Source organism: Leptospira vanthielii serovar Holland str. Waz Holland = ATCC 700522, from assembly GCF_000332455.1.
Taxonomy (GTDB): Bacteria; Spirochaetota; Leptospiria; order Leptospirales; family Leptospiraceae; genus Leptospira_A; species Leptospira_A vanthielii.
Genome location: NZ_AOGY02000056.1, coordinates 122,639 through 134,461 on the forward strand (window position 1 = coordinate 122,639; position 11,823 = coordinate 134,461).

Here is an 11,823-nt window from a genome sequence, read left to right on the forward strand (position 1 = left end):
TATGTTAGTATTACCTGCCATTGATCTTTTAGACAACGAAGCTGTCCGTTTACTCCAAGGGGATTATTCCAAAAAAACAGTATATTCTTCAGAACCGGAGAAGATGATCCAAATGTTTGAAGAACAAGGTGCCACTCTCATCCATATTGTTGACTTAAACGCAGCCAAAACTGGTAAATCAGAAAACGAGAAAGCCATCCGTAAAATCAAAGACAAATGCTCTGTGAAACTAGAGTTAGGTGGCGGAATCCGTTCTCTAGAAAATATGAAATTCTATGACGGACTCGGAGTATCGCGTTTTATTTTGGGAACCGTTGCCGTCGAAGACCCAAAAGTTGTGGAAGAGGGATTAAAAAGTTATGGCCCGGATCGTATTGTGATCGGAGTGGATGCTAAAGATGGACTCGTCCGTACCAAAGGTTGGGAGACCAATTCCGGGATTTTATACACGGAATTTTTAAAAACTATGTATGGGATGGGAATCCGCCATGTGATCTTTACTGACATAGCGAAAGATGGGATGATGTCTGGGCCAAACACTACGGTGTATTTGGAGTTGTTGTCCCTGTTTCCCGATTTGCAACTGGTGGCTTCGGGTGGGGTCTCCTCAACGCAGGATTTAGTGGATTTGTATGAAGCCTCTAAGGGAAAACTCTTTGGAGCTATTACTGGAAAGGCCATTTATGAAGGAAAATTAGACCTAAAAGAAAGTATCAGGATTCTAAGTAAGAAGAGGAATGAAAATTGATGAATCGTAAGAATTTAGCATTAGCAGGGGTGATCGGTGGAGTTATTGGACTCATTGTCTCTTTCCTATTGGCAATTGAATACTTTGGCCTTGGTACAGAAAACATAGCCAATTCCGCATGTTCCGCATTAGGTGGTGGTGACTCCTGTTTAAAAGTAGCAGAGAGTTCTTATTCGGCAATTCCGGGGGTTCCTTTTTTGGGTAATGTGCCAATCGCCTTACTTGGATTTGGTTTTTATGGATTACTTACTTATTCTTTCTTTTTAATCACCAGAGCAAAATCAAACGAAGAAGTCTCTAAGTTCATTTCTCTCCTGTTCCCTGTTTTGGTTTTGGGACTGATTTTTGATTTGGTTCTTTTTGGAATTTCTGTGGGGATCATTGGAACTATTTGCCAACTTTGTTTTGTTACCTACATTGTTACTATTGCGTTGTTAGGTATTTTATTTCTACTTTGGAAAACAGAAGGAAAACCAACCCTCAACTTTCCTGTGGCAATCAAAGAAGGAATCACAACTCTAGGACTTGTTTATTTTTTCAGTTTTTCTTTAGGATATGCCTCAAGCAAAATGTGGGTGAGTGGATCTAATTCTAATACTTTAGCCACTTCTAAAGGAATGGATTCAGCAGAGATGCAATCCAAAATTGCAGCCTACTTCCAAGAGCCAACCCTCGGGATCCAAGTTGCCGGTTCCCCTTTTATTGGTAAAAAAGATGCACCGATAACAATTGTTAAATATGCGGATTATAACTGCGGGCATTGTTTACATACAAGCCATATCTTACATACTGTTCTATCTGAATACGATGGAATGGTTCGTGTGGTTTATAAAAACTTCCCACTTGATGGCACTTGTAACCGTCTTATGCAACAACCAAGGCCAGGGGCTACTTCCTGTGTGGCTGCCGTTGCTGCAATATGCGCCGACAAACAAGGAAAGTTTGAGCCAATGTATCGTGGGCTTTATGATAATTTAGAAAAGGGTGTCGCACACTCTGGATCTAGTGTTGTGAATTTAGCAAATGCAATTGGCCTTAATGTTAATTCTTTGAAGGCATGTATGGCTTCGAAAGAAGCACAGAATCAATTGAACGCAGAAATTGATGAAGCAGAAAAGTTGAATATTCAATCCACTCCTTCCCTCTACATCAATGACAGGAAAATAGAAAGTGGAACACCAAATCCAATTTTTTTAAAGACACTTCTGGAACAAATCATCCAAAAGATGTAAATTGTTTTTCTCACCTACTTGGAAGTAGGTGAGAATCGGACCGGTCCTTCTGGGAGTCCAGAAGGATCTCCCACTCTTTCTATCTCCCAAGAATCCAAAACATTTTTGTCTTTTGTATGTAACGCAGGCCTAAGACTAAGAACTGAATTTCCTTTTTTGTATAAAGACCTTCTTCCATAGAACCAACCACCCGTTTCTTCTGGATGTGTGTTTTTTCCATACTCCCCACCCATTTCGAAACTTTGTTTTAAGTCATTGGCAAGTTTGGAAAACATGTTTGGATCCATAGAAATTCCATGATCCGGCCCTTCTAAATTCCGATCTAAAGTGAAATGTTTCTCAAAAACAACCGCACCTAATGCACAAGCTACTGAAGAAGCTAAACTTCCATCGGAATGATCACTAAACCCCACCACATAATCCGTTGTATCCAAATAGAAAGGAATGGACTTTAGATTCACCTTATTTAGGGGAGTGGGATACATAGAAACACAATGAAGTAAACAAACTTCTGTTTGGTTGTATTGTAAAAACGAAATGGCTCTTGTTACTTCTTCTGGTAAAGCCGCCCCCGTGGATACAATCAGTGGTTTTCCCGATTGAACCGATTTTTTGAGTAAGGGGAGATTGACAATGTCACCAGAAGCAATTTTTAAAACAGGAACATCCAATCCACATAACAAATCTACTGCGGATTCACAGAGTGGAGTTGAAAAAAAATCGAGTCCTAAATCTAGGGCAGTTTTTTGAAATTCTCGATGTTGGGTTTCATTCAGTTCATAAGTTTTAAATATATCAAAAAGAAACTTCACATCGGGATTGGACGGATCAATAAACTCTTCGGTTATATAGGTCTGGAATTTGACCGCATGGGCTCCTGACTCTTTGGCCTTAGCGATAGTTCTTTTGCCAATTTCTAAATCAGCATTGTGGTTTAGGCCAATTTCAGCCACCAAATATGGTTCTGATTTTCGAGTAAGAGTTTTTGATCCAATTTTAAAATCCAAGTTGTCCTCGTTTCCTTCATTGTCGGCAGATTAAGAAAATCCTAAAATTTTTCCCAATTGGAAAATGAGAAAGGATGAGGTTATCGCAAGTGCTGTCATATAGAAAAATTGGACAATTGGCCAGAAGATAGTTCCTGTTTCTTTTTTTGTTACGGCAAGGGTTGACATACATTGGCTCGCAAATGCAAAAAATACCAGGAGTGAAAATCCTGAAAGTGGTGTCCAAACAAGACTTCCATCTGCCCTTGTTTCTGTACGAAGTGTGGAACGTAAAGACTCACCTTCTTCGTTTTCCTCGGAACCGTATAATACGGCTAAGGTGGAAACCATAACTTCTCTTGCAGCAAAAGAGGTAAGGATAGAAATACCAATTTTCCAATCAAAACCAAGTGGTTCAATGGCGGGTTCCATTACTTTTCCTATTGTTCCGATATAAGAACTTTCAATAGGGCTTGTTTTCCATTCGTTATTTTTATACTCTGCTGGGAAGTGGCTGAGAAACCAAAGAAGGACAGAAATATACAAAATGATCTGGCCTGCGGTGGATAAAAACGATTTTACCTTTCCATACACTGTATGAAATAAACTTTTTAAAGAAGGAACATTGTATCTGGGAAGTTCCATCACAAAATAAGATGCGTCTTCTTTAAACACCGTTTTGCGAAATAGTAATGCAAACCCAAAACTTGCGATCATCCCGAGAAAGAACATTGAAAATAAAACAAATCCTTGGATATTAAAAATACCAAAGACAGGGGGAAAACTGAAAACTGTTCCTACAATGAGAATGTAAACCGGATACCTAGCAGAACACATAACAAGAGGCGCTACCATAATCGTTGTAAAACGATCGGATTTGTTTTCGATGGTTCTTGTTCCGAGGATGGCGGGAACTGCGCAGGCAGCGGAGGATAGTAGGGGGATAAAAGATTTTCCTGAGAGCCCGAATTTTCCCATAATACGATCCATTAAAAAACTAGCACGTGCTAAATATCCCGATTCTTCTAAAATCCCAATGAATAAAAAAAGAAGAGCAATTTGTGGAATAAAAACAATTACACTTCCCACACCGCCAATAATTCCTTCAATTACCAAAGATCTCAAGAGGCCTTCATTTAAGAAATATTCAACAAACAGTTGTAAGTTTGTAATCCCCGATTCAATGAAGTCCATAGGGAGTTCGGCAAAGCTAAATAAACTCTGGAAAAGAAGTCCCATCAATAGAATAAAACAAACAAACCCCAGGATCGGGTGCAACAAAATTCGGTCCAACGTCTCTTCCCAACTTCCAGGAATGGATTTTGGGTAGGTGATCACGTCAGCCAAAACTTTTTTAATTAGGAAGGAACGATATATCATTTCTTCTTGGTAATAGAAATTATATCCTTTCCCTTCTACAGCAGATCGTAACCAGTTTTTTGTTTCCTCTGGAAACTTAGTGAAGTAACGTTCTTCACTCAAATGGGGATCTTTGTTTAAATACTTAAGAGATTGTGATAAAAAGAATTCTGCTTCGTTAGTGGTGATTCCGAGTTTTTGTTTTGCTGTAGTTAAAAAAGACTCTTCTTTTGTTCCCCAAGTCCATAGTCGCGTTCGTTTATGAAAACTATTTGGATTCTTTAGGACTTCTTTTAAACTGTCAATTCCTTCTCCCGATTTTGCATTTACCAAAATAAACTGGAGTCCAATGGATTTTTTTAGTTTTTCTAAATTCAGTTGGATTCTTTTTTTCTCGAGCACATCTTTCATGGTAAGGACCACAAGAGTGGGAACTCCCATATCAATGATTTGCAGTAAAAACTGTAGACCCCGTTCCAAGTTTAAGGCATCCAAAACATAAATGACTTGTTCATCTGGCTTTCTTGAAAGTAATACTTCGTAAGCAATTTTTTTGTCTTCCGCAATCCCACCTAGACCGTATGTGCCCGGTAAGTCGGTGATGATCCATTCGGAATCATCTAAGGTAAGAATCCCTTCTCTTTTTTCTACAGTGACTCCGCTGAAGTTTCCTGTTTTTTGTTTAAGGCCAGTGAGTTGATTGAAGAGTGTTGACTTCCCACAATTGGGATTCCCAACTAAATAAATTCTTTTTTCTTTCATGTTTGTTTTAATTTGATTTTTATGGCCTTTCCATCATGGATCCTTAGAGCAATTGTGGTTCCACTCAAATTGCAGATCATTTTCCCGAGTAATATAGATTTATCTTTTAATGTAATTTCTGCGCCGGGAAAAAATCCAAGTTCCAATAATTCGGTTAACATGGGTTTCGGAAGTTGTTCGGAATCTAAAGAAACAATTTCTGCCGTTTCTCCAATTTTTAATTCTTGTATTGTCATTTTTTTGTTTATGAAATTGCAAATTTTTGTGAATCACGGAATAAGTTAATTTCTGGCGCCATTGATTTTACATAGCGATCAAAGTATAACATTTGTTTCATTAGAAGGGCAAACTCCCTTGGAATTTTTAATCCATTTTTTTCAGCAATTTCCTTCATGTCGTACATGATTCGATTTACCCTAGATTCGTCAAACATCTCATTGTCGGTTAAATGAACATAAACTGATTCTAATTCATTAAAAACTGCATCTAATTCTTTTGCAAGGAGGGTCGGATTCACTCCACTGTCTGTCGAATCCATTTCAACTAATCCTTGGGCAACTAACGTAGGTTCACCAATTCCAATCCCTTGAGTAAATAACATAAGTCCTTTCCAAATTTTAGGAGAGATCCTGCCTACAATTCCAAAATCGATAAAACCTATGGTTCCATCTTTTAGAATCATTAAATTACCGGCATGAACATCCGCATGGAAAAAACCTTCATTGGCAAGAGATGAGAACCAAATTTCTAAAGCATCACTTAAAACTTTTCTTGGATTGTTCGTGAATTTTCGAAGCCCTGATTCATCGGTAATGGGAACACCATAGAATCGTTCCATGGTCAAAACTTTTTTAGAGGAAAGAGTATGGTAAACTCTTGGAACCCTTGCTCTTATTTCTTTTACTCGTAAAAGATAATTTTCAAACTCTTCAATATTTTTTGCTTCTTGGATAAAATCAATTTCTTGTAAGATAGAAATTTGGAATTCATCGAACATCGCAGTGAGTCCTGATTTTTTAAATTCAGGGGCTATGAATTCTAAGATTTTAGTAAGGATTCCTAAAATCTGCATATCGGTTTTTAATGTTAGGTGGACGTCTGGTCTTTGGACTTTGACTACTACATCCAATCCTTCTTTGGTTACGGCAGCATGGACTTGCGCAATCGAAGCGGAAGCTAGGGGAGATTCTTCGAAACTATGGAATAACGATTCCAGTTTCCCACCCAATTCCCGTTCTACGGAAGAACGAATGTCCCGGAAGGCGACGGGCCGGACGGAATCTAAACAGGCCTGCATTTCCTCTACATATTCCTTAGGGAAGAGGGAAGGGGCACTGGCAATGAACTGACCTAATTTGATGTAGGTGGCTCCAAGGTTGGAGAACGCTTCCCGGAGGGTGATGGCAATCTCTCTGTGGTTGGGTTCTCCCTTTGCCAGTTGGGTGAGAATCCCTATTGCCTTGGAAGTGAACACAAAACTGGAATGAGCGACTCGAAGGCTTGATTGCCAACCAAAAGAAACTAGTTCAGAAAGGGAATCCATACGCCCTAGTTTGAGACCTAAATCGGGATTGGAAACGAGAAAATCCCCTTCGCTTCTGCAATTGAAATAGAGTTGCAGGAATAGGTCTCAAACAAAAACTTATCAAATCGCACCCATGAGCCAAGAAACTGTCCTGTACCAAGAGTTAGAGAAACTCGATCTCAACGAGATCAAAAAAATCGCAAGCCTTTGGAACATCCAAAGGATCCCGGGAAAGGACAAAAAATCGACAATTTTGGGCCTCATGGAGACTTTCCAGAACGAGTTTTACCTAAAGGGGATCCTGGAAAAGTTTACCCCCTTACAAGTCAATATTCTAACATCCATATTAAAGAACAAAGGGGTGATGACACTCGGAGAAATTTCGAGAAAGGTCAACATTCCGCCTATCAACGTGGAGATGGAACTCAATGTTCTCCGCAAATACTATCTTCTTTACCAAAGAAAAAATCGCGAACGCCTAACAAACAATTTAGACAAGTACCATACCTATGATGAATACTTAAGACTCATCAAGGTAGAGACAAATCCTAAGGGAGAGAAGTTTAAATTCTCTATTGAGAAGGCTTTACACAAATCTACTCTTGCGGAACTTCCTGAGGAATGGAAAGAAGTTGTTGGTGCTAAAAAAGGCGAACACATTGAAACATTCTTAAAGAATGCTCTCGATGTTGAATTCCTTCAAAAGTTAATCGATGAACTTTCTGATTTTGACAAAGACGTTCTTCATCAAATTTATATACACGGTGGTGTGATTGAAGCGGATACCATCCGCAACTATATCACTGTGAACCGAGGTAGGTTTGAACAAACCATTCCTCATCTAACATCTCTTTATCTTGTTCGTGATTTATATTATGTAGAAGATAAATTCATTCGGGTCATTGTGATTCCGAAAGAGATTTTAGATCATTTGCAGTTTTCTCCTATTTTACCTCCGGTAAAAAAAGGGACCCGAGTTCGTCAGGAAAAAATTTCTGCCAATGGTCTTGATTTTTTCTTAAATGTAAAAAAACTCATTTCGTATATTTCGCGTAAAGGTTTGAACCTTGCAAAATCAGGAAAAATCAAACAAGCAGATCATAAAAGAACGGAAACAGAACTTTTATCTCCTGATATTGAAATTTTTCCTGAAAAGAGCCAGGTTTATCAGATTGAACTCATTCTTCCTATCTTAAAACTTTTGGGTTATGTAGATATCAAAGGTGAGAATGTAATTCTTGTTCAAGATACAGATGAATTTTTAAAGAAAGATATCTTTGAAATCATGAAACTTGTTATTCATGAAGTCAATGAAGCAAGAACTCGTCGCCTCAATCCTGCGGAAGTATTTACGGCAACCGAAGTTCCTTTTTATGAAAAGGGAATTTTGGACAAAACTGTAAAACTCATTATGGCACATGGAAAGATCAACTCATCCGTTATCTTTTCCCATATCATTCGTGATCATTTGGTTTTTTCGCCAACCTTCCAAATCAAAACTTATGAAGAAGATTTGGCAGACTTACGAAAAGAGATCATCTCTGCTATTTTTTACTTACAACTTTTTGGCCTCATCGAAGTGGAATACCCACAACGGAATCTTAGCCTTTCTGAACTTGGTGCCCATTATTTCAACCACGAAGCACTTGTTACAGTCACAGAAAAAGGTGGAATCACCATTAACCCTGACTTCTCGATCATTGCTTTCCCTGATCGAGTGTCTTTACATGGAATTCATTTGCTAAAGGCATTCTGCGAGTTGAAAGATTACGACAGAGTGTACACTTTTTTACTAACGAAAGATAGTTTCCAATTGGGTATCCTACTTGGATACGACAAAGAAACCTTCATTCATTTTCTACGTGAATCATCGAAAGCGGAACTGGCACAAAACTTACTTTTTTTACTGGATGATTGGGGTAACAACTTACCAATTGTAACCATTACTGAGGATTCGGTTCTTCTCAGAACCAAGGACTCTCAAGTGATGGAACTCCTTCTCGGTCAAATTAAGGGGAAGAAGTTTGTATTGGAAGAAGTGAGTCCAACAGGTATCATCATAGAAAAATCGAAGGTGATGGAAGTGATCGCCATCTCGGAAAAATTAAACATGATCATCAGATTGAATCGGTAGTTTGTAAAAACTTACTTTAAATGAAAAAAGACCAACAACTGTTGGTCTTTTTTTTTGGAATCCAGTCGGTTCATAGTGAAAGGACTTACTTTTTTTCGCCGACTGTAAGTTCCGGATCTGTGACTTTGATTTTGTTTTTAAAATCCCATTTGCGAAAGGGAGAGACTGCATCCAAACGTTCTTGGCTTACAAAGAATAACCTTTCTCCGTATTTAACAAGCCCACCCTTATAATAAGCATACTTCGTTTTATGGTCTACCATTCCCACTTCCACGACCTTATTCCAATCTTCGCAGGTCTTTAAAGAAGGTACCTTTCGGAGATACAATTCCTTAATCGAGTTTTCTTTTACTGCGTCGCGAAGTATTTTTTCCCATTCCATATTCGAATAGCCTTTCTTTCCTTACCTAAATTTCAATTTCATTTTTCATTTTATTCAAGAGTATACGACGTGGACTACGGAAAAAAACAAAAAATATAAGAAAAACAGCCATGAATCGCCATGGGCTTGGGCCGAATTGGATATAGGGAGTTGTTCTTGCCTGTAATACTGTCGGCAAATCCAAATACCCAATGGCTTTTTGGAATGTTTGTAATTCACCCATCATCTCTCTTCCCCATGGATCAAAGGCAGTCGTAAGGCCAGTGACTGCGACTCGAACAACGGGCCTTCCTGTTTCGATTGAACGCAACCTCCCTGCTCCTGCATGTTGTTTGGTTTCTGTTTGGCTTTCAAACCAAGAATCATTAGTGAGATTGAGAATGAATTCCGATGGAGAATGTTCTATCATTCTACGAACTAAATCGGGATAGAGAATTTCATAACAGATCAGCGGACTAAATGTAACCTGCTCTCCTGTTTTGGTTTGAAACCTTAGAGCATCTGTTAGTTTTCCTGGGATATGATGACTCGTTTCAGGAAATAAGGAACGGAGCCAAGGAAAGTTTTTTTCTCCGGGTAAAAACTCTCCAAAAGGCAGTAGGACTTGTTTGTACCTTCTGTCCGGCAAAAGAGAGACAGGCTGGAGTAGGGTGAGGGAGTTTCTCGATCCTTCCTCCCAAACTAATTCATTAAAAACAAGAGGAGCATTGCTGAGTCGCACGAGGCTTTCTGTAATTTCCACAAAACTTTTGCTATACGTTGAATTTGGATCCTTAGAATCGAGGGTCCCAAGAAATGGAATGGCTGATTCTGGCATCACTAGTAAATCAATGGGTTTGGGGGAATTACGAATGGCTTCTAGGCCAATATCATAAACCGATTGGATGGTTTTTGTCATCCACACCTGGTTTTCCTGAATTTCCCTTTTCGCATACTCTGTGTTTGGTTGTAGTAAAGCCAAATGAAGGGTTGGGCTTTGCGGGATGGTTTCAGCAAGAAAGTATAAGTTGATTGCAAAAAAACAAACAATAGGAAGAAGAAATAGACTATAACTACGGATACCTTTTTCGGATTTTAGAATCATCAGATATAAAAGGGAAGCAGAAATAACAGAGACAAACCCCAAAACCTCCGTTCCAAGTCTTGCCATCTGCCGCCAAAGGATATTGTTTCGAAATAAATCCCCCCAATACACAGGGAAAATCATAGGACAAATCCAATCCGAGATTAAGAAAAGAGAGGGTAGGACAAACAAAAAGAAATAGGTGTCTTTGATGTTTCGTAACCGAGTAAGGTAAACTGAACCAAAAAAGATAATTCCAATCTTATAAAAGGAAACGACAGCTGAAGTTCCTAAGTAAAAATATACTCATTCATAGGCATAAAATTCATTTTCAAATGTAACAGGAGATTTGTATCCAATTTTAGAATGCAAACGCTTTCTGTTATAAAAAACTTCAATATACTCGAATAGAGAACTTTGAGCCTGTTCTAAGGAATGGAAGTTCTTATGGTTTGTAAACTCTCTTTTTAATGTAGCAAAAAAAGATTCAGCTGGAGCATTATCCCAACAATTTCCTTTTCTACTCATACTTTGAATGAATCCTTTTGACGTTAGATTCTCACAAAACTCTTTACTCGCATACTGACTTCCTCTATCAGAATGGATTATAAGGCCTTCATTTGGTTTTTGGTTCTCAACAGCATTCTCAAGTACGCCACGTATAGAGATGTCTTCATATGAGTGTCAACAGCCCATCCAACAATCTTCTTTGTGCATATATCTTTGAATTTACATAAATATAAAAATCCAAACAAATAGGGAATGTAGGTAATGTCAGTCACATACACTGTGTTCGGTGTTGAAACCTGAAAGTTTTGTTCAAGCAAGTTTGGACTAATAGCTTCTTCATGATTGGAATTTGTCGTCACAGGATGCTTAAATTTCCTAGTTGTAATAGCTTTAATCCCATTTTCCCGCATAATTTTAGCCACAGTGGGTAAACTGACTTTGATTCCCCTTGCTCTTAGTTCTTTCTGAACTCTCGGACTTCCGTAAGAAAGCAGATCTCCTTTGTGGAATTTTCTAATTTCATATAAGATTTCTATACTTTTTTGATTTCGAATCGACTTCGATTTTTTCAACCAAGGATAAAATCCCTTGTGTTTTATATCTAATACTTCGGACATCACTTTGATAGAAAACCCAAAGGATTCCCTATGTTCTTTCATAAAAAGATATTTATCTTCTAAGGACTTAAAGTGATGCCCATTGCCTTTTTTAAAATATCCCTCTGCTGTTTTAAATTTTGAACTTCACGTTCAAGCTCCTGGATCCTCTTGTCTCGAACATCTTGCAGAGAATCTGTCTCGGTTTGATTTTGATCTAGTTCCTTTTTCCATCTGCCTAGTATCCCATTGGGGAGCCCTAGTTCTTGGCATACCATATTCTGGGATTTCCCACTTGATATTAAATATTGAACCGATTCTCTCTTAAACTCTGTGGTGTATTGTTTTCTCCGCTTCATGGCAACCTCTTGTAGTCGTTTGTTGCCTATTGTCGAGTATATAATGCGTTAGGAACTTCATTTTGGTATAACATAAGATAACAATTTACCTTTGTTATCTAACACTACGACAGATGACTGTATAAATTCAGACTTATTAAGCTGCTTTTCAATTTCTTCCAACTCTA

At 38.3% G+C, this 11,823-nt stretch carries 10 protein-coding genes and 2 pseudogenes; 3 read left to right on the forward strand and 9 right to left on the reverse strand.

Annotated elements, in window-relative coordinates:
• Position 1: 1 nt before the first annotated feature.
• Together hisA and LEP1GSC199_RS13400 are read left to right on the forward strand one after the other, a co-directional pair.
• Positions 2-748 (forward strand): 1-(5-phosphoribosyl)-5-[(5-phosphoribosylamino)methylideneamino]imidazole-4-carboxamide isomerase, encoded by a 747-nt coding sequence (gene hisA / locus LEP1GSC199_RS13395; protein ID WP_002984079.1) that lies wholly within the window; start codon positions 2-4, stop codon positions 746-748.
• Positions 748-1,980 carry a vitamin K epoxide reductase/DsbA family protein gene (locus tag LEP1GSC199_RS13400; protein WP_002984188.1) on the forward strand — a complete coding sequence of 411 codons (1,233 nt, stop codon included), beginning with the start codon at positions 748-750 and terminating at the stop codon, positions 1,978-1,980. The genes hisA and LEP1GSC199_RS13400 overlap by 1 nt, the downstream gene beginning before the upstream one ends.
• A 14-nt stretch (positions 1,981-1,994) precedes the next feature.
• On the opposite strand, the gene LEP1GSC199_RS13405 is transcribed toward LEP1GSC199_RS13400, so the two are convergent.
• The 4 genes from LEP1GSC199_RS13405 to LEP1GSC199_RS13420 are packed head-to-tail and all read right to left on the reverse strand — an operon-like array spanning position 1,995 to position 6,630.
• Positions 1,995-2,987: an N-acetylneuraminate synthase family protein gene (locus LEP1GSC199_RS13405; RefSeq protein ID WP_002984085.1), complete on the reverse strand. Its 993-nt coding sequence runs from the start codon at positions 2,985-2,987 to the stop codon at positions 1,995-1,997.
• A gap of 30 nt (positions 2,988-3,017) precedes the next feature.
• The gene (feoB, locus tag LEP1GSC199_RS13410; RefSeq protein WP_002984275.1) at positions 3,018-5,087 is read right to left on the reverse strand and encodes a ferrous iron transport protein B; all 2,070 of its coding nucleotides are present in this window, start codon (positions 5,085-5,087) and stop codon (positions 3,018-3,020) included.
• A complete protein-coding gene (locus LEP1GSC199_RS13415; protein ID WP_002984230.1) occupies positions 5,084-5,323 on the reverse strand; it encodes a FeoA family protein in 240 nt (79 codons plus the stop codon). Before LEP1GSC199_RS13415 ends, feoB begins: the two co-directional genes overlap by 4 nt.
• A gap of 8 nt (positions 5,324-5,331) precedes the next feature.
• The gene (locus LEP1GSC199_RS13420; protein WP_002984283.1) at positions 5,332-6,630 is read right to left on the reverse strand and encodes an ABC1 kinase family protein; all 1,299 of its coding nucleotides are present in this window, start codon (positions 6,628-6,630) and stop codon (positions 5,332-5,334) included.
• 115 nt (positions 6,631-6,745) lie between these two features.
• Between LEP1GSC199_RS13420 and LEP1GSC199_RS13425 the strand changes: the two genes are divergently transcribed.
• Positions 6,746-8,746: a hypothetical protein gene (locus LEP1GSC199_RS13425; protein ID WP_002984134.1), complete on the forward strand. Its 2,001-nt coding sequence runs from the start codon at positions 6,746-6,748 to the stop codon at positions 8,744-8,746.
• 85 nt (positions 8,747-8,831) lie between these two features.
• Here the strand turns inward: LEP1GSC199_RS13425 and LEP1GSC199_RS13430 are convergent, their stop codons facing one another.
• The 5 genes and pseudogenes from LEP1GSC199_RS13430 to LEP1GSC199_RS13450 all read right to left on the reverse strand — a co-directional run bounded on the left by LEP1GSC199_RS13430 (position 8,832) and on the right by LEP1GSC199_RS13450 (position 11,656).
• Complete coding sequence (locus tag LEP1GSC199_RS13430) at positions 8,832-9,128, reverse strand: hypothetical protein (protein WP_002984046.1); 297 nt, start codon at positions 9,126-9,128, stop codon at positions 8,832-8,834.
• Between the two features lie 25 nt (positions 9,129-9,153).
• A pseudogene (gene lnt / locus LEP1GSC199_RS13435) lies at positions 9,154-10,482 on the reverse strand (apolipoprotein N-acyltransferase); the annotation flags it as partial.
• A gap of 15 nt (positions 10,483-10,497) precedes the next feature.
• Positions 10,498-10,719 carry an IS3 family transposase gene (locus LEP1GSC199_RS21850; RefSeq protein ID WP_002984059.1) on the reverse strand — a complete coding sequence of 74 codons (222 nt, stop codon included), beginning with the start codon at positions 10,717-10,719 and terminating at the stop codon, positions 10,498-10,500.
• 39 nt (positions 10,720-10,758) lie between these two features.
• A pseudogene (locus LEP1GSC199_RS13445) lies at positions 10,759-11,360 on the reverse strand (IS3 family transposase); the annotation flags it as partial.
• 17 nt (positions 11,361-11,377) lie between these two features.
• Positions 11,378-11,656 (reverse strand): transposase, encoded by a 279-nt coding sequence (locus LEP1GSC199_RS13450; protein WP_083901898.1) that lies wholly within the window; start codon positions 11,654-11,656, stop codon positions 11,378-11,380.
• Positions 11,657-11,823 lie beyond the last annotated feature (167 nt).